A 19478-nucleotide genomic window follows, 5' to 3' on the forward strand; every position below is an offset into this window, starting at 1 on the left:
AGAACAGTTTTATACTTTCCTAAAGATAGGTGTTTCTTACCCAAGTAATCGAAGAAGGGATTTTAAATAAATGTTAAATGATTGTCTAACAGGTAATTAGATGAACTTGTTCACCGTTTTCCGAAGCGCGACCAAATTCGTCAAAAGCCTTTCCAAATAATCCAAATGCAACATATTGGCGCCATCGCTTTTTGCATTGGAAGGATCAAAATGGGTCTCCATGAAGATTCCGTCCACTCCGGCCGCGATGCCTGCCCTTGCCATAGTATTGATGAGTTCGGGGCGACCCCGGTAACACCGGAAGCTTGATTCGGTTGTTGTAACGAATGGGTCACATCGAGCACCACCGGCGCATATTGTTTCATCGTTGGGATTCCTCTGAAATCAACGACCATATCTTGATACCCGAACATGGTACCGCGATCGGTAATACAGACCTGTTGGTTACCAGAATCAGTGACCTTCGTTACCGCATGTTTCATACTTTCGGGACTCATGAATTGTCCCTTTTTAAGATTTACGACTTTGCCGGTTTTTGCAGCCGCAACTACAAGATTTGTCTGACGTACCAAAAAAGCGGGAATCTGCAGGACATCAACAAATTCGGCGGCCATTTCGGCATCTGTCGTTTCATGAATATCGGTCACCGTCGGTACTTGAAAAGTCTCTGAAACTTTTCTTAGGATTTTCAATGCTTTTTCGTCCCCGATGCCTGAAAAAGAATCCACACGGCTGCGATTGGCCTTTTTGAAACTCCCCTTAAAAACATAGGGAATTTGAAGTTTATCCGTCACCGAAACTATCTTTTCCGCAATGCGCAGAGCCATTTCTTCTCCCTCTATGGCGCAGGGTCCTGAGAGCAGGAAAAAATTGTTTTTATCGGTATGTTTTATTTGAGGAATGAGCGAAAGATCCATTTCTTAAAATTTCCCCAAAGATAGCATTTAACTGTGGTTTCCTTTTTAGATTTATCGGAGACAAAGCCATTATATATGAAGTTATATTTCGTTTACCTATTGTTTTTGGGAATTCTGATACGTCCAATAAACAATTATGGACAAGTCAAGGAGCAAGGTAAAACTTTCGGACTCATTAATTTGGAACGCCATCAATTTAAGTTCGATTTGCTCTCTCCTGGGCTAAGTTATGAGTTGGGAATTTTCAAAAACGTAAGCGCTTCCGGTGGCCTTGGTATAGGTTATGCTACCTATGAAGAAGGGTATGCCATTGGTCTGACACTACATACCAGGGTACGTTATTATCATAATTTGAATAGAAGAATCAGTAATAACAAGAATGTTTCAGGTAATTCGGGAAATTATATTGCGGCTGCTCGAAGTATTTTTTTCTCCCCATTGCGATTGGCAACGAATATAGAAGGCCCTGATGACTTTAACATTGGTTTTTACGGAGTTACCCATGGAATTCAGCGCACTTACGAAAACGGATTCAATTTTGATGCAGAGCTGGGGGCAGGATATTACGTTGGGGACGGAGTGCCATCGGGTTACGGCCCGCTATTCAATTTCAAATTCGGTTGGGTCGCCACAAAACGGAAATCACGGAAGCCGGTTTTTAATTGAGTGTTATTCTTCATTGCAGTCAACTCCCTAAAAATCAACAATCTAAAAATAACACATCTTTAGGTTTTCCAGAGAAAAATAGCAGTATCTTTGCACGCTTAAAATAGCAGAGTATTGCTATTAATTTTTAGAATTATGTCAATAACAAAAAATATCGCGATCATCGCACACGTAGACCACGGTAAAACTACCTTGGTCGATAAGATCATGCACCATTGCCAACTGTTCCGGGACAACCAGAACACGGGTGAACTGATTTTGGACAATAATGATCTGGAACGTGAGCGTGGAATTACCATTACCTCTAAAAACGTTTCGGTAGTCTATAAAGATGTTAAAATCAATATTATCGATACGCCAGGTCACGCCGATTTCGGTGGAGAAGTAGAGCGTGTTCTGAACATGGCCGATGGCGTTTTGTTATTGGTCGATGCTTTTGAAGGCCCGATGCCTCAGACCCGTTTTGTTTTGCAAAAAGCCATCGATTTGGGCTTGAAACCCTGCGTGGTCATCAATAAAGTGGACAAGGAGAACTGTACGCCCGAAGAAGTTCATGAAAAAGTTTTTGACTTGATGTTCGAATTGGGTGCCGAAGAATGGCAATTAGATTTCCCGACCGTCTATGGTTCTGCCAAAAATAATTGGATGAGCGACGATTGGAGAAATGAGACCGATAATATCGAACCACTGTTGGATATGGTAGTTGAATACATCCCTACTTTTGAAGTCAAAGAGGGAAACACGCAAATGTTGATTACTTCATTGGATTATTCATCCTTTACAGGAAGGATAGCCATCGGAAGATTGCAGCGAGGTACATTGAAAGAAAACCAACAGATTTCATTGGTCAAACGTGACGGTAGCCTTGTAAAATCCAAAATAAAGGAGCTTTTTACTTTCGAAGGTCTTGGCCGTTTGAAAGTAAAGGAAGTTGTGGCAGGAGATATTTGCGCCATAATAGGGCTTGAAGGTTTTGAGATTGGGGACACAATTGCTGATGTCGAAAATCCTGAGGCATTGAAGACTATTGCCATCGATGAGCCGACGATGAGTATGTTGTTTACCATTAATGATAGTCCGTTTTTCGGGCAGGATGGTAAATTCGTCACCTCACGTCATATCAAGGAACGATTGGAGCGTGAGTTGGAAAAAAACCTGGCCTTACGGGTCAACGAAACGGATAGTGCGGATAAATTTTTGGTTTTTGGTCGTGGTGTATTGCACCTTTCCGTTTTGATCGAGACCATGCGCCGTGAAGGCTATGAATTGCAGATCGGGCAACCTCAGGTTATCATCAAGGAAATCGATGGGGTTAAATGTGAACCCATAGAACAATTGACGATTGATCTTCCTGAAGAAGTTTCGGGTAAGGCGGTTGAAATGGTTTCTATTCGAAAAGGCGAGATGACCAGTATGGAAGCCAAAGGCAACCGTATGGTATGTGAGTTCTTGATTCCTTCGAGAGGAATTATCGGACTACGAAACCAATTGCTGACCGCTACCGCGGGCGAGGCCATCATGGCTCACCGATTTTTGGAATACCAACCGATGAAAGGCGATATTCCACAACGTCAGAACGGTTCTTTGGTTTCTATGGAGAAAGGAAAAGCGATTCCGTATTCTATAGATAAACTTCAAGATCGTGGGAAGTTTTTTGTAGATCCAGGCGAGGATATCTATGAAGGTCAGGTTATCGGGGAGAATTCCCGTGGCGATGATATGACCATCAATATTACCAAAACCAAGAAACTTTCAAACGTTCGTTCTTCTGGTGCCGATGACAAAGCAAAAATTGTTCCTGCGATAAAGTTCTCTTTGGAGGAAGCATTGGAATATATTCAAAAAGATGAATATGTTGAAGTTACTCCAAAACATTTACGACTTCGAAAAGTCTATTTGAAAGAAGTCGATAGGAAGCGGAATAAGATAGATTAATACTTAGTCATAAAAAAAGACCCGATCAATGAACTTGATCGGGTCTTTTTTTTAAAGCCGTTTGCGTTATCCAAGAATATGTTTCCTGACCTGGGCCGCACAGGCCGCACCGATAATACCGGCATGGTTTTGCAGTTCAGCAGGGATTACGGGCATTTCTACTTTTATATAGTCTTTAAACTCGTACCAGTCCTTTGACGTACCGCCACCAAGAATGACCAGATCCGGAGAAACGATCAATTCGACATATTTTAGAAATTTATTGAAACGCTTGCCCCATTTTTTAAAGGAAAGTTCTTCTCGTTCCATGGCCGAAGCAGCCGCCCACGTTTCTATTTTATCGTATTTTTTATAGGGAATTTGTCCCAATTCAAAATTCGGGATCAAACGGCCGTCCAAGAAGGCGCCACTGCCTAAACCCGTGCCGATAGTAATCATGACGACGAAACCCATTTCGCCTTTGCCGATTCCGTAATTCATGGTAGCATAACCGGCCGCGTCGGCATCATTGATAACGGTAAATTCGAGTCCCGTTCTTTTTTCAAGAAGTTCTTCAGCGTTCAGGCCGTCCCAAGATTCATGCAAATTGCCGGAAGATTTGCAAACTCCCTTTTTGATTACGGTAGGAAATCCGCAGCCTACATTTCCTTTGTAATCGAAGTGTTCGATAATCTGTGCGATCACATCCGCCATCTCGTCGGGTTTTCGAGATTCGGGCGTGGCAATTCGAAATCGTTCGGTAGTCATTTCCCCGGTTTTCATATCCACCAAGGCACCTTTTATTCCGGAGCCACCAACATCAATACCAAGAATTTCCATGAATTAGGATTTGCTATTATGGGCGCAAAAGTAATAAAAAGTTTATCCAACACTGAAATAATGTTATGAACCGTCTTAATTCTGTGGTGTGTCCATATAAAGTTTGGAGTTTCCATTTTGGAGCATTGGCAAGAGTTCTTCAATTAGGTCCTCATTTTTGCTCGCGACATTCTCTGTTTCCAACAAATCTTTGGTGTGATCGTACAGTTCTAGTATTGGTTCTTCATCCCTAAAGTACTTTGTGAAACGGTAGTTATCAGTTCGCATCGAAATGCCGTTGTAATAGTAGCTATAGGCTATGTTCTCAAAATTTCCGTTTGTGTTTTCCATTAACCTGACAAGGCTTTCGCCATCCAATTTTTTGTTCGATTCAAGTGCACAAAGCTCTAAAATTGTTGGATAGAGATCAACTGTTTCTACGATATTCTCTACTTTTAGAACGGCATGGTCCATATAGGGCGATTTGATGATCAATGTGCTTTTTAATGCATTTTCAAAAAGGGTATGTTTACCCCATACCCGTTGGTCACCCAAATGCCAACCATGGTCTCCCCAGATGACGATGATGGTGTTTTTATCAAGTCCTGAGGATTTTAGTTCCTTCATTAATTTTCCTATTTGGGCATCGACATAACTTATGGAGGCGAGATAGGCGTGTCTCAGTTTTTTTGCGTATTCGTCGGAAACCGATTTTGAAAGACTAGCTTTTTCGTCACCCAAAGCATATTGATTGAATTCTCCACTTTCATGTAGGCTTTTCAAATTTATATTTTCAGGGATGTTCGGATTTTCACTTATCGGAATAGAATCCGGCTCGTACATATCCCAATATTCTTTAGGTGCGTTAAAGGGTAGGTGGGGCTTGAAAAATCCAACACCCATAAAAAAGGGTTTGTTCTTATTTTTGAGTTCTCGAAGTTTTGAAATGGCGAGATTGGCCGTTATCCCATCAGGATATCCTTCGTCATTAACTTCCCCTGCCTCATAAGGTTTCACTTGTTTTTTAAGGCTTTGGCGGTTTTCGCCATCGGCATATCCGAAAAAAGCGTTCCATCCGGTTTTCCATTTTCCGGAATCGAACAAAAGTTCGCTCCAGCTATGGGGTAGCTCCCTTTTTTGGCTGGGTTCTTCTTCATAACCATATATATACCCGTCTGCGGAATGGCTTATTTTTCCGATTCCGATGGTGTGATAGCCTTCTTGTTTTAAGCGATGGATAAATGTTTCGGGAATGGAATCTTCAGGTTTATCGGAGAGTTCCTTTTCAATGGCATTGTTCTGCAAATGGATTTTTTTCCATGGGCGATATCCTGTCAACAAAGCATGGCGTGAGGCTCCACAGGTGGGTACTTGCACATAGTGGTTTAGGAAAATGCTTCCTTCCGATGCCAAGGCATCCATATTGGGGGAGATCACATAATTCTTTCCGTAGGCACCGAGTTCAGAGCGTAAATCATCCACGGCTATAAAAAGAACGTTCGGGCGACTTTGCTTTTCAACAAAGGGTTTTTCTTCTTTACAACCCAAAAGCGAAACGGCCATTACGGTAAATACAAGATAATATTTTGACATGCTCGGTCGATTCGTTTGCGTTGCAACCAAGTTAGTGAAAAGTGTTTATAAACTTTTCTTGATTTGAGCCACCGCTTTTACGATCAAAAATGCGGGCATGACGACCTTGAGTTCTGATTGGTTGATTACAGTAACGATGGTAGCATTTTGATTTTCCAAATACGCCAAGTAACATGTGTAACCTGGGTCAAAACCACTATGACCCATGACTTTTCCTGTTTTTCGGGATGTATCGTAAAGCATGACCCCTAGACCGTATCCCTTTTCAAAATCGAGCATTTTATCCAAAGTGGTCTTTGATTTGAAAAGTTTCCCGCTAAAAGCAGCTTGTCCGAATAACAGGAGGTCATCGATATTGGTTAGAATACCTCCTGAGGAATTCATATGATTGAAATTCAATGTGAATTCGGTCAAGTCCCAATCGGTATAGTAGCCCTTGAACATCATGGGAAGAACTTGTGCAGAGGGTTGTAACGATGTATTTTTCAACGCCAAGGGTGTGACGATTCGATTGCCAATAATATTGGCAATGTTTTTCTTTTCAATTTTTTCCGCAATCATTCCCAAAAGAATATAATTTGTATTCGAGTAATTATATTTACCAAGCTTGTTGACCGAGGGCGTAACGTTCAAAGCGATATCGATTCGGTCTCGTAGTGAATATTTTCTTTCAGGTTCATTTTTCAGGGCATTGAGATGTATCTGTCCTTTGTTCAGATAATCAGCAATTCCACTCGTATGGCGTAAAAGATGTTCTAAGGTCAATTCCTTTTCATAGGTTTTACCCTCAAAAGCCGTCAACTCTTTTATCATCTGCTCATCCAGATACTTGGTTGCCTTGTCTTCGAGGGATAAAAGCCCTTCCTCCTCCATTTGCAACATGCAAACGGCGACAAAAGTCTTGGTAATGCTGGCGGCAATGAAAAGCTCATCGCCTTGTAATTTGTTTTCTTTTTCTCGACCGATATGGCCTACACTATGCTTCCAATTCAATGTATTCGGATAGTCCACTGCGGCCATCACTCCACTTGCTTCGGGATTTATTTTCAGATATTCGTCGGCTAAAGATGTCAGGTCTTTCTCAAGGGCATAGGATGATTGGCTGCTTACAATACCATGGATAAAGAGAAAAATGAAACAACTAATTTTAAGGACTACCATCTTCATGGATGTTCGATTTTGATTACGGTAAAAAGAGGATAGAGGAAAAGAATTGTTACAGTTTCGAAGATGAAAAACTTTTAGCGCAACGTGCCACTCGCTTTTAGGAAATCAAATATCAAAACGTCCACAGCTGCCACTTTATCTATATCGGAATAATTGAGCCAAACCATCTCTTCGATTTCGGAATCGGGCAGCAGTGTTCCTCTGTAATTTGCCGAATAACATGTCATTCGTACTAAGATTCCGGGTTTATGGCCATCGGCCTGCGCTTCGAAAATACCGAGAAAATTCAAGGTTGGCAGTTCGAGATCGACGCTCAATTCTTCCTTGATTTCGCGGGACAAAGCTTGGGCGTCCGTTTCGCTGGCTTCCCTCTTTCCACCGGGAATGTAGTATTTTGTTTTTCCTTTCGAACGTGTGCTTAGAATCTTTCCACCGACAATATAGATCCAGGCCAGTTTATCAATAATCTGATCGGAAGGTTCTATATAGTAATCAATGGAATTCAAGGAGTGGTTCGGGTCGATAAAATCAAGGAATTTATCAATAGCTTTTCCGAAATCCGTTAAAGTCCCCAATTGGTTATTTCTCCCCAAAGCACTTGAAATGGTCTCATCACGATTACCGAATCTGTACCCTCCTTTTTTTATCCACAATATATTCAGCAAATGTTGCATCATTACATTGCCCAATTGGTCGATGGAGATGGCTATTTTCAAAAGATAATCGCCAAGACCTTGAAATCCTTTTGTGAAAAAAGCATGGAAAATTCCATAAATAAATCCGAAGGGACCAGTAACCACCAACAGCACAATCGAAATCAAAAAAAGTAAGATTCCGATAATCGGATTCGCCTTCTTGTCGGGCTGGTAGACTTGTTTTTTGAGAATCATGTAACACCTATTGTAATATGTATGAAGTTACAAAAAACACAAAGTAGTGATGGTTGGTCGGACTTAAATACTTAAAACAATTTTTCACGAACTGCATTAAAATAACTATCACTCACGGGAATTTTGGTTTCACCAATCAACAAATCCCGTCCTTTTAAGGCAGATACTTTTTGGGTGTTGACTATATAGGAGCGGTGGACGCGCATGAAAATATCGTTTGGGAGTAGGTCCTCCAATTTTTTAAGCGATTGGTTACTCATTATTTTCGATGGTGCCGTATGATATACAACATATTCACTGTCACTTTCTATATAGAGAATGTCGCTATACTTTAACTTGTGCAAATCATAACCTGATTTAACGGTAATGGAATCGGACTTTTCTTCGGAAGTTCCTTTCGCTTTGCTAACTGCTGCCAGAAAACGTTCAAAGGTTATCGGTTTTAAGAGATAATCGAGTGCGCTGAGCTCAAACCCTTCCAAAGCATATTCGGAATACGCAGTGGTGAATATGACTTGTACATGTTGCGGTAGTAGTTTGGCAAAGTCCGTTCCCTTGATTTCGGGCATTTGAATATCCAAAAACAACAGATCCACCTGCTGGCTATTCATGATTTTCATCGCCTCTAATGGGTTTTCTGCCGTTCCTGCCAATTCCAGAAAATCCAATTTTCCGATATAGGTCGCAATCAGCGTTCTTGCCAATTCTTCGTCATCGACTACCAAACATTTGATCTTAGCCATTCAAATCTATTTTTAAGTTCACCTTGAAAGCTTGTGAGGTTTCATTGATCAACAACTCATGTCGGTTAGGGTATACTATGGCCAATCTTTTCTTTACATTTTCGATTCCAATACCGCCTACTTCATCTTTTACTACTGGCACTTGTGGTTTACTATTTTCTATTTCGAACAGGACCCTATCTTTATCAGCATCAATTTTCATCCGAATAAATACATCCTTTATTTTTTCAATATTGCCATGTTTTAGGGCATTCTCCATAAAGGGAATAAAAAGCATAGGGGCAATTTTAATATTTTGACTGGTCACTTTAAAATCAACTTCAATAGGATACTTTTTACTGCTCTTTAGTTCAAACAATTTGATATAGTTTGTAATATAGGTAATCTCTTTTTCCAGCGGAACCAGTTCCTGCTCACATTCATAGAGTACATAGCGTAACATATCGGAAAGATAACCGATACTCTGTTGCGTCTTGCCGGAATCAATAACCGAAAGTGCATAAATATTGTTCAGTGAATTGAACAAAAAATGAGGGTTGATTTGGGACTTTAAAAGTTTGAGTTCCGTTTGTAAGGCTTCGTTCTTGTTCACTATTATTTCTTCTTCCTTTTTCTGGGCAAACAAAAAGGTTTCTATAAACGTAGCCGCTATATAAGAAATGGACAGCATCAACAAGTTTATCAAGAATTTTGGTGGTGGCTTTCGTTGCATCCCCCTAGAAATATCCATGTCCGGCCCAGGAGGTGGCCCCATGCCGGGGCCGGGTCTAGGTCCAGATTCAGGTCCTATTCCCGAACCTTGAGCCGCCGCAATATCAGGAACAAGAAAGGTACACAATAAGAGTACCCCTATGGATATTAAGGCGAATAGCAAATACTTCTTTTTGAATAAAAGCGCTGGTGCTGTATAAAATACCAATACGGAAATTACCAAAATCTGGAAGACAAATGCAAGGCCATTCTCCTTCAAAAATTGGAAATCCTCTCCGAGAAAAAACCAAGAAGTCAGCCATATGACAAGCCATAAAACTACCTGAAAAAGAAATCGTTTGAGTTGGTTCATACTACAAATAAAAGGAAATAAAAATCATTCGACTATCGAAAACCCACTTTCAGATAGGTATTAAAATAGGAGTTACCGTCTCACATTGTCCATTCACTTAAAAGGAACACCCATTCACTGAAATCATCGATTCAGCATTAAACTAATACGGAGATTTACACTCAAATTATAAACATAAATACATATAAATCATGAAAAATAACAGCTTAAAATTCGGAATACTAGTAAGTAGCTTCTTCTTATTTGCTTCTTGTAATGCTTTTGGTCAGTCTGACCAAAAAAGACAAAATCAAGAACCACCTTCCGTTGAAAAAATCTTTGCCGATTTGGATAAAGATGAAGACGGACTCATTTCTAAAAAAGAGGTCAAAGGACCCTTAAAAAATGATTTTGCCAAAATCGATGCCGACGAAGATGGTTTCATTTCCAAGGAAGAAATGGAAAAAGCACCTAAGCCAAAACGAGGTAAGGGAAGACCAGAGAATAAAAAATGAAGTCAACTATTAGAAACATAGTACAATGAAAAAATTAGCATTAAAATCCATATCTGTTTTAAGTATTTTATTTCTGGCAACATTCTTATTTACAGGTTGTTCTGATGATGATCCGATACTAGAAACAGATGACAATACTTCAGTTGTCGATGACGATTCTTCGACGGACGATGACAGCACAACAGTAGAAGATGCCGACTTTGTCGCAACCGATTGGACAACGGAAACTCATAGTAACGATGCGGATCCAAATTTTGACGAGGTATTCGATAATACCACCGTAAAAAGATTTGATTTCGTGATCTCGAAAGAAAACTGGCAACTGATGCTAGATGATATGACCGAATTATACGGCACTTTCGGAAGCTCAAGTGGCGGCCCCGGAGGGGCAGGAGGCCCTGGTGGTGGAACAACTTTTTCAGATGAGGATCCGATTTTTGTACCCGCATCTGTTTTTTACAATGGTAAAGAATGGTATAAGGTAGGCCTGCGTTTTAAAGGAAATTCCAGTTTGGCTGGTGCTTGGGGAGCAGGAATTTTAAAATTAGCCTTTAAAATGGACTTTGATGAGTACGAAGATGATTATCCCCAAATTGATAATCAACGTTTTTATGGCTTTAAGAAATTCAGTTTGAAGAATAATTATAATGACCGATCCTTCTTAAGGGAAAAAATGGCGGCAGAAGTATTTGCAGATGCAGGCTTGGCGGTTTCCAATACCGCATTTTATACGCTGTATGTAGATCATGGCGATGGACCAGAATATTTTGGACTGTACACTTTGGTCGAAGAAGTAGATGGCACGGTAATGGACACCCAATTCTCAAGTGATGATGGTAATCTCTATAAGCCCGAAGATGATGGGGCCAACTTTGCGGAAGGTACATTCAATGAGGAGGGTTTTGAGAAAAAGACCAACGAAGATGATGCCGATTGGAGTGATATTCAAGCTTTGTTCACGGCCTTACATGATGATACCCGAACTACGGATCCCGTAACATGGCGCACCAATTTGGATGCTGTTTTTGATACCGACGTTTTCTTGAACTATCTCGCGGTAAATACAGTTATCCAAAATTGGGATACCTATGGTAGAATGCCACATAACTATTACCTGTACAATAATCCGGATAACAACAAACTCACATGGATTCCTTGGGATAACAATGAAGCCTTACAAGAAGGAAACAGGGAAGGCTCGTTAAATCTTGATTTTTCGGATCTGGCCTCAAGCGAGTGGCCTTTGATCGAATACCTGTATGCAGATGAAACGTACAAGGCCATTTATGACAATTATGTACAGGAAACCGTTGATGGGCCATTTGAAACATCCCATATACAATCGGTCTATGCTACCTACTCATCGTTAGTTGAATCCTATGCAACTTCAGAAGTGGCAGGATATACTTTCTTGAACAATAACGCTGATTTTCAGGCAGCAATTAACGAGCTGAATGCGCATGCTTCGCAACGTTCGTCCGCTGCAAATACGTATTTAAATCAGTAAAAAGGACGGTAAACGAATTTGAAAAATAAAGATAATACCATGAAAAATAGAACTAATCTAATACCTATCATTTTTGCACTTGTAATTTTTGCCTTCTTAGGTTGTTCTGCTTGTAACAATGATGATGCTGGTACAGCAGACGACACCATTATCGACGACACCACAGACGATTCAACAATTGTAGATGTTGATTCCTCCTACTTTTATACCGCCGATGGGTCGGTCACGATTACCACCGTACCATGTACACTTTCCGATGGCACATCAACGGATTGTTACCAGATTGTTACCACCAGCCTACCCGGCGATCACGAGATGGGACCATGGTGCCCCGACAACATTGCTGACGATGCCTCGGCTGGAGGTATTTGGCTGGAAGGCGGAGAAGTATATGATGTAGACGGGGCCTTTGTGGAAAATATGGCGACATTTTATAATGATACCAAATGGATGATGTATGATGCCAATGGAGACATTTATGTAACGGAAACCGAAGACGATTGCATCAACGCCGCCAATCCCAATGTTGGAGCCGAATACGAAAACTTCTGCGTTGAATGTCTTCCTTCGTATATAACCGATCTATCGCAAACTTGGACAATTCCAATTACCCCTGTTATTCAAGACAGCTCCACATTATTTGCCACGGGACCAGGTGGGCCAGGGAATAGTGCTCCCTCTACTCGTGGAGTGGCGTTAAATGGTATTGAATTTTCCGCACCGGCCCCTGTTGATAATATTCTTGGCGCCTATACCCTCGCTCCATTTGATGATGCCGGCGGTCATATTAATGTACACCAAGGGTATCATTATCATGCGGCTACCGGGTTCGGTACACAAATAGCACAAGATGATGGCCATGCCCCTTTAATCGGGTATGCTTTGGACGGATTCGGAATTTATGAATTATTGGACACTAGTGACAATGCTCCAACAGACCTGGATAATTTACGCGGCCACTCAGATGATACCAGAGGCTATCATTATCACGTAGATGAGGCCGGAAACAACAATTTTATCAATGGTTTAAAAGGCGCTTACGCCAATTAAAGGACATAAAGATGAAAAAGCAGCTGTTAGTATCTATAATCGGATTGTTTTCACTGGCAAGTTTTGCCCACAATCCCGATGCTTCTACCACCATGTTGGTAGAGAAAGAGAATAATGTTTGGGTGCTGCAGATCAGTACGTCATTGACCGCTTTTCAGCAAGAAATACGGACCCATTATGCTGAAACTCCTTATAAATCCCCCGAGGAGTTTCAAAAAATGGTGTTGGAACATATCAATAACAATTTTCATCTCAGTTTCAATGGCGGCGAAAATATTACCCTCGACAAAGGGCTCGTAAAACTAGGCCATGAAACCAAGGTGGTTTTTGAGGTACTTGGTATTCCTTCGGATATACAATCCGTTCGTATAAAAAATACCTCCTTTAAGGACATCAGTAGGAATCAAAACGCTTTCATGCTTTTCAAGGAAGGTTTTAATAAGGAACAATTCGTTTTGAACAATGCCAATGACCATACCCTAACATTGGAAGTAAACGGAAAAAAGTTTGTAGAAGCTAGTAAGAGCAAGGCAAGTTTCTTTTCGCCCTATTTTGGACTAGTATTTATAGGTCTTTTGGGCATCGGCTATTTACTCCATTATGTCTTTAGCAGTAAAAAATGGCTTTAAAACCCGTTCGCTAATTTCCATTCGTTGAACGGAACACTCTTTTTGCTTAAAGATTCCTACCGTGTATTGCAATCAAGTTTTTTGGGATAAAATTTCACAGAACTTCATCCAAAAAACTCAAAAGATTTTGAACTATAAGAATTGAATACTATAGTCTTGAAAAAAGAAGGTTGAATGTAAGAATCAAACCGCCCTTTGCACCACCTCAAAAACCTTATTCCCATCACATTTCAACGTCTTGGAAGGATATTTGAGAATTAGTGCATAGTCATGGGTGGCCATTAAAATGGTGCGTCCCGATTTATTGATGTCTTGCATTACTTTCATGACCTCGACACTGGTCTGTGGATCCAGATTTCCGGTAGGCTCATCGGCCAAAATAAGTTCGGGATCATTTAGCAATGCACGCGCAATAGCGATCCGTTGTTGTTCCCCTCCCGAAAGTTCATGCGGAAATTTAAAGCCTTTCGTTTTCATTCCGACCTTATCCAGTACTTCCTCTATTTGTTTACTCATTTTCGCCTGGTCTTTCCATCCGGTTGCCTTGAGCACGAATTGAAGGTTGTTGTTGATGTTGCGATCGGGCAATAATTTAAAATCCTGAAAAACGATGCCAAGTTTACGACGTAAATAGGGGATATCATTTTCCTTCAAGGTCTTCAGGTCAAAACCAACGATGCTTCCAGAGCCTTTTTTGAGCGGTAAATCCCCGTAAAGTGTCTTCATAAAACTGCTCTTGCCACTTCCGGTTTTACCGATAAGATAAACGAATTCACCCTTTTTGACCTCAAGGCTTACTTCGTTCAGAACAAGGCTTTCCTTTTGAAAAATGGCAACATCGTTAAGTTCCAGTATCGTTTCGGGCATTTTTAATTGTAAAGGTTAATGATTTTTCAGGGTTCCGGACAACAGATTCCTATTTCCTGTTTCGTACTTCTTACCTCGTACTTCCATTTGTTGATATAAAAGTAATAAGTTAACCCGGATAACAAATTATCGTTCTACTTATTCTTTTTCTTTTGTATTGCGTGGGCACATACTTTGATTCCGTTTTTCACGTTATAAACACTAGAAAATAGTTAGAACACTATGTTTAGAAAGATATCCACTTTCCTTCCCATCCTTTTGGGAATGGTATTTTGGGGCATTTCCCAAGAAACCAAAATCTATACCCACGAAAATAAAGACTACCAAGACGCGCTGGCGCTCTACAACAATGAGCAATACCAAGCGGCTCAGACCATTTTTGGCAAAGTAAAGAACACGACCGAAAATCTAGAGGTCAAAGCGAACAGTGCCTATTACGAAGCGAACGCAGCAGTCCGTCTAAATCAATTGGGCGCCGATAATTTGATGGAAGACTTTGTGGAAAAATACCCAACATCCACAAAACGCAATTCCGCTTTCGCTGATGTGGCGGAATATTATTTCGAGACGGGCAAATATCCGTATGCCTTAAAATGGTACGATAAAGTAGATCAGGGAGCCCTTTCCAGAAAGGAAATGGACAAATTCAACTTCAATTATGGGTATTCCCTTTTTTCCTCCAAGAAGACCAAAGAGGCCGAACGCTATTTGAGCAAGGTTACAGAATCACCTGTTTATGGTTCCCAGGCAAAATATTACATGGGCTATATCTCCTACGAACAAGATGATTATCAAACGGCCAATGAACGTTTTGATGAGATTACCGATCCTGAGATCCTTGATGAAAAATTGAGTTACTATCAGGCTGATATGAACTTTAAGTTGGGCCGCTTCGAAGAGGCCATTGCCTTGGCGAAAAAACAGTTGACCAAAGCGGATAGAAGCGAAGTTTCGGAACTCAACAAAATTATCGGAGAAAGTTATTTCAATCTAAAGCAATACGACAATGCGATTCCCTTTTTAGAAGAGTATAGGGGAAAGAGAGGAAAATGGAGCAATACCGATTATTATTTATTGGGATACAGCTACTACAAACAAGGTGATTTTACAAATGCGGTTCAACAGTTCAACAAGATCATAGGGGGAACGAACAATGTTTCACAAAACGCCTACTACCACCTGGCAGAATGCTACTTGAAACTCGATAAAAAACAGGAATCCCTGAACGCTTTCCGCAATGCCTCTCAAATGGATTTCTCTCCAGAGATCCAAAAAGATGCCTATTTGAACTATGCCCGTTTGAGTTATGAAATCGGAAATCCTTATGAACCCGTACCACAGGTCATTTCAGATTATTTGAGCAAATATCCGAACGATAAAAATGCACAGGCCATGCAAGAATTATTGGTCGATTCGTATATCACCTCGAAAAATTTTGCCGGGGCCATGGAGCTGCTCGAAAAGAATCGAAATTTCGCTAGCAAGACGACCTATCAGAAAGTTGCCTTCTATCGCGGGGTCGAACTCTTTATTGACGCAGACTATGCCGAGGCGGCGGAGAATTTCAAAAAATCATTGGGCAGTGCCGAGGATGGCCTTTTTGAGGCACGGGCAGCTTATTGGAAAGCGGAATCGGAATATATGTTGAATCGCTTTGAGGATGCCTTGGCAAGTTACAAACGGTTTCAGCAAAGTTCGAGCGCAAGATCAACGGAGGAGTATAAAGATCTGGATTACAATTTGGCCTATACCCATTTTAAACTAAAACAATATGGTCCGGCCATTTCAAATTTCAACAGTTTTACCAGTTCATCGCCTTCCGATACCCAAAAACTATATGATGGTTATCTCCGATTGGGCGACAGTTATTTCGTAACCAGTAAATATTGGCCTGCCATAGAAACCTATAATAAGGCCTTGGATTTGTCAGGTCCCGAAAAGGATTACGCCGCATATCACAAAGCGTTAAGTTATGGATTCGTAGATCGGGCAAGTACGAAAATCGAGGAATTGGAAAATTTCACTTCAAAATATCCAAACTCAACCTTAAAAGATGACGCCCTCTTCGAGTTGGGAAACTCCTATATCACCTCAGGACAAGAGAATCGTGGCCTTCAGGCGTATGACCGTTTGATCAGTGAATATAAGGCAAGTGCCCTTGTGCCGCAGGCCATTATGCGACAGGGATTAGTCCATTATAATGGAAGCAGAAACGAACAGGCATTGGCAAAATTCAAAACGGTCGTACGCGATTTTCCGAATACCCAAGAAGCGATTCAGGCGGTATCAACCGCAAAACTTGTTTATGTAGATATGGGTCGGGTAGATGAATACGCCGCTTGGGTACGTGACCTCGATTTCGTAGAAGTGACCGATACCGAGTTGGATAATGCCACCTATGAATCGGCCGATAAAAAGAATCTTGAAGGGGACAAAAATGCTGCTATCCGGGGATATGAAAATTATATCAAACAATTCCCCAACGGACTGCATGCGATTAAGGCGAACTTCAATCTGGCCCAATTGTATTTTGCCCAAGGTGATAAGGAAAAGGCATTGGTCTATTACAAATATGTGGCCGATAAGGGAACGAGTGAATATACCGAACAGTCGTTGACACGCACATGTGAAATCTATATCGGTAACAAAGATTATATCTCGGCACTACCTTATTTGGAACGATTGGAGGCCACGGCCGATATTCAACAGAATAGAACATTTGCCCAATCGAATTTGATGAAGGGATATTATCAGCAAAAGAATTATGATCGCACCCTGGCCTATGCGGAAAAAGTATTGGCAACTCCGAGTATCGATAACCGAATCAAAAGTGATGCGCAGATCATGATTGCCCGGTCGGCCATCGCCACGGGGGATGAATCAAAAGCGGAATCGGCCTATGCCGACGTATTGAAAATAGCATCAGGAGAGACCGCAGCCGAAGCACTTTATTATGACGCTTATTTCAAAAACAAAGCCGGACAGCACGAAACGTCTAACACTTCGGTGCAGAAGTTGGCAAAAGATTTTTCCGCGTACAAAGAATGGGGAGGTAAGGGACTTATCATTATGGCCAAGAATTTCTATGCTTTGGGCGATGCCTACCAAGCCACTTATATTTTGGATAATGTGATTACGAACTTTAGCCAATATCCGGAAATAGTTGCGGAAGCACATGGTGAACTATCCATCATTAAGGCCAAGGAGGCACAGAGTAATTCTTCCGTAAATCCGGATGGAAATTAAAATATTCGAATACTAAGGAACACTCATGAAGAAGTACATCAAAATAACCCTATTCGTTTATCTTGGATTCTTCCAGCTGGCCCAAGGGCAAGATGAAGATGACGAAGGCATAGGCACGGAGACCGTAACGGTAACGAAGGCATACACGCCCACTATTTCCGATGCCTTTAAAATTAAGTCGATGCCGAATATGAACGATTCCATCGTCCTTCAAAAGAAGAAAATAGAATACAATATCTTTTCGGTTCCGGTGGCTTCGACTTTTACCCCGGCGAAGGGCAAGGCTTCGGCGGTGAAAAAGGCACCTCCTCCGATCCTATACAATTCCTATGCTTCTGCGGGTGGGGGTAATCCGGCCAACATTATGGCCAAATTCTATACGGCCCGAACCATCGACAGAGAATCGAATTTTACTTTGGGTCTTGACCATAATTCATCACGGGGCGATATCGCCGGAGTGATTTTGGACAATATCTATTCAAAAAGCAAGCTTGATGCGTCTTATGCAAAGCGAGATCGAGATTTGAATTGGGGCGCTGATTTGGGTGTAAAGCATCAGCTCTACAATTGGTACGGCCTGCCCGAAGGTACGGATCCGGTAACGGTGGCCGGTATCGACGAACGCCAAAATTATTTTATGGGAGAGGCAGGAGCCCACATCAATGTTGAAGATGCTTATTTTTCGAATGCCGAACTCAAGTATAGAAGATTTTGGGATGGTGTAAAATCGGGTGAGAACCGGGCCATTTTCGGAACGGGTTTCGAATTTCCGGTAAACGAGGAGACTTTTGGAATAAAATTTAAAGTGGATTATGTAAACGGGAATTTTAAGAATGCCAGTATCAACGATACCGAAAATTTGGAAGGAATAAAATATAGCCACCTGCAGGTTGGAATCAATCCCAGCTTGACTTTATTGCGGGATGACCTTTCCTTGAATTTGGGAGTAAATCTGGTCTATGGGCTGGATACCGAGTTGAGCGACAGTAATTTTTATATCTATCCAGCTGTGACGGCTTCGTATCGTTTGCTGGAGGAGTTTGCCATTGCCTATGGCGGAATCGAAGGTGAGTTGAGACAGAATTCCTATTATGGTTTTATAGAGGAAAATCCCTTTGTGTCTCCTACACTTTCGGTAGTTCCGACAGATCGGCAATATGATGCATATGTGGGTCTTAGGGGTCAACTTTTGCCCAATCTAAGCTATAATATCAAAGGATCCTACACAGCTGAAAACAGAAGACCGGTTTTCAAATTGAATCCGAATAATTCATTTAGAAATGATGAAAATGGATATTATTTCGGTAACTCTTTCGAGGTATTTTACGATGATATCAAGACGTTGGGAGTTTTTGGCGAGTTGAATATCGATGTGAACCGAAATTTCACCTTGGGTATCAATGCCGAATATTTCAATTATCATACGGAAACCGATAATCCCGCATGGAACCTTCCGGAACTCACCGGCTCATTGTTCATGGATTATCAGATCGGTGAAAAATGGTTTATGGGCGCCAATCTGTTTTATGTTGGCGAACGTGAGGATTTTTCATCCGAGGCGGTCCAAAATGTTCAACCTTCTGAGTTTCCTGCGACATTGATTCAACTTGACGCCTATTTTGACGCCAATGCGCATATCGGTCATCGGCTTAGTGACCAGTTGTCGATTTTTGTAAAGGCAGCTAACATCGCGAACAACAATTATGCACGTTGGGCCAACTATCCGGTTCAGGGCATTCAAATATTGGGCGGGGCTACCTATAAGTTTGATTTTTGATCAATAATTTATTTTTCGTTCCCGCGTAGGCGGGAATCTTTCCCTCGCATCGGACGGTGGTGGGAAATTGTACCAGAGCATATGCTTTACCGGTTAACCACCAGTAATGCTCTTTTAACGATTGAAGCTCCAATTC

15 protein-coding genes and 1 pseudogene are annotated in these 19478 nt (G+C 41.3%); 8 read left to right on the forward strand and 8 right to left on the reverse strand.

Annotation, left to right across the window (positions count from 1 at the left end):
• Positions 1-96 precede the first annotated feature (96 nt).
• Positions 97-917: pseudogene (gene kdsA / locus N8A86_RS14890) on the reverse strand (3-deoxy-8-phosphooctulonate synthase).
• 75 nt (positions 918-992) lie between these two features.
• Between kdsA and N8A86_RS14895 the strand changes: the two are divergent.
• Together N8A86_RS14895 and typA are read left to right on the forward strand one after the other, a co-directional pair.
• Positions 993-1583 carry a hypothetical protein gene (locus N8A86_RS14895; protein ID WP_273566118.1) on the forward strand — a complete coding sequence of 197 codons (591 nt, stop codon included), beginning with the start codon at positions 993-995 and terminating at the stop codon, positions 1581-1583.
• Positions 1584-1718: 135 nt separating this feature from the next.
• The gene (gene typA / locus N8A86_RS14900) at positions 1719-3518 is read left to right on the forward strand and encodes a translational GTPase TypA (RefSeq protein WP_273566119.1); all 1800 of its coding nucleotides are present in this window, start codon (positions 1719-1721) and stop codon (positions 3516-3518) included.
• A gap of 66 nt (positions 3519-3584) precedes the next feature.
• Here typA and ppgK read toward each other — a convergent pair whose 3' ends face one another.
• The 6 genes from ppgK to N8A86_RS14930 all read right to left on the reverse strand — a co-directional run bounded on the left by ppgK (position 3585) and on the right by N8A86_RS14930 (position 9583).
• Positions 3585-4337 carry a polyphosphate--glucose phosphotransferase gene (ppgK, locus tag N8A86_RS14905; RefSeq protein WP_273566120.1) on the reverse strand — a complete coding sequence of 251 codons (753 nt, stop codon included), beginning with the start codon at positions 4335-4337 and terminating at the stop codon, positions 3585-3587.
• A 75-nt stretch (positions 4338-4412) separates the two neighbouring features.
• On the reverse strand, positions 4413-5909 hold the full coding sequence (locus tag N8A86_RS14910; protein ID WP_273566121.1) for a sulfatase: 1497 nt from the start codon (positions 5907-5909) through the stop codon (positions 4413-4415).
• A gap of 45 nt (positions 5910-5954) precedes the next feature.
• Positions 5955-7076 carry a serine hydrolase domain-containing protein gene (locus N8A86_RS14915; protein ID WP_273566122.1) on the reverse strand — a complete coding sequence of 374 codons (1122 nt, stop codon included), beginning with the start codon at positions 7074-7076 and terminating at the stop codon, positions 5955-5957.
• A 74-nt stretch (positions 7077-7150) separates the two neighbouring features.
• Positions 7151-7966, reverse strand: coding sequence for an NUDIX hydrolase (locus tag N8A86_RS21665; RefSeq protein ID WP_337251629.1), 816 nt, complete (start codon positions 7964-7966; stop codon positions 7151-7153).
• A gap of 71 nt (positions 7967-8037) precedes the next feature.
• Positions 8038-8709: a LytR/AlgR family response regulator transcription factor gene (locus N8A86_RS14925; protein WP_273566123.1), complete on the reverse strand. Its 672-nt coding sequence runs from the start codon at positions 8707-8709 to the stop codon at positions 8038-8040.
• On the reverse strand, positions 8702-9583 hold the full coding sequence (locus N8A86_RS14930; protein ID WP_273566124.1) for a sensor histidine kinase: 882 nt from the start codon (positions 9581-9583) through the stop codon (positions 8702-8704). The genes N8A86_RS14925 and N8A86_RS14930 overlap by 8 nt, the downstream gene beginning before the upstream one ends.
• Before the next feature lie 380 nt (positions 9584-9963).
• Here N8A86_RS14930 and N8A86_RS14935 point away from each other — a divergent pair, with 380 nt between their 5' ends.
• From N8A86_RS14935 to N8A86_RS14950, 4 genes are read left to right on the forward strand one after another with little or no spacing between them, the layout of a single operon-like run.
• Positions 9964-10266, forward strand: coding sequence for an EF-hand domain-containing protein (locus N8A86_RS14935; RefSeq protein WP_273566125.1), 303 nt, complete (start codon positions 9964-9966; stop codon positions 10264-10266).
• A gap of 25 nt (positions 10267-10291) precedes the next feature.
• Positions 10292-11773: a CotH kinase family protein gene (locus N8A86_RS14940; protein ID WP_273566126.1), complete on the forward strand. Its 1482-nt coding sequence runs from the start codon at positions 10292-10294 to the stop codon at positions 11771-11773.
• A 39-nt stretch (positions 11774-11812) separates the two neighbouring features.
• The gene (locus N8A86_RS14945) at positions 11813-12823 is read left to right on the forward strand and encodes a YHYH protein (protein ID WP_273566127.1); all 1011 of its coding nucleotides are present in this window, start codon (positions 11813-11815) and stop codon (positions 12821-12823) included.
• Positions 12824-12834: 11 nt separating this feature from the next.
• The gene (locus N8A86_RS14950) at positions 12835-13452 is read left to right on the forward strand and encodes a hypothetical protein (RefSeq protein WP_273566128.1); all 618 of its coding nucleotides are present in this window, start codon (positions 12835-12837) and stop codon (positions 13450-13452) included.
• A gap of 183 nt (positions 13453-13635) precedes the next feature.
• On the opposite strand, the gene N8A86_RS14955 is transcribed toward N8A86_RS14950, so the two are convergent.
• Positions 13636-14319: a cell division ATP-binding protein FtsE gene (locus N8A86_RS14955; protein ID WP_273566129.1), complete on the reverse strand. Its 684-nt coding sequence runs from the start codon at positions 14317-14319 to the stop codon at positions 13636-13638.
• A 222-nt stretch (positions 14320-14541) separates the two neighbouring features.
• Here N8A86_RS14955 and N8A86_RS14960 point away from each other — a divergent pair, with 222 nt between their 5' ends.
• Positions 14542-17565 carry a tetratricopeptide repeat protein gene (locus N8A86_RS14960; protein ID WP_273566130.1) on the forward strand — a complete coding sequence of 1008 codons (3024 nt, stop codon included), beginning with the start codon at positions 14542-14544 and terminating at the stop codon, positions 17563-17565.
• Between the two features lie 25 nt (positions 17566-17590).
• Positions 17591-19342: a TonB-dependent receptor gene (locus N8A86_RS14965; protein ID WP_273566131.1), complete on the forward strand. Its 1752-nt coding sequence runs from the start codon at positions 17591-17593 to the stop codon at positions 19340-19342.
• Positions 19343-19478 lie beyond the last annotated feature (136 nt).

Source organism: Maribacter halichondriae (assembly GCF_027474825.1).
Classification (GTDB): domain Bacteria; phylum Bacteroidota; class Bacteroidia; order Flavobacteriales; family Flavobacteriaceae; genus Meishania; species Meishania halichondriae.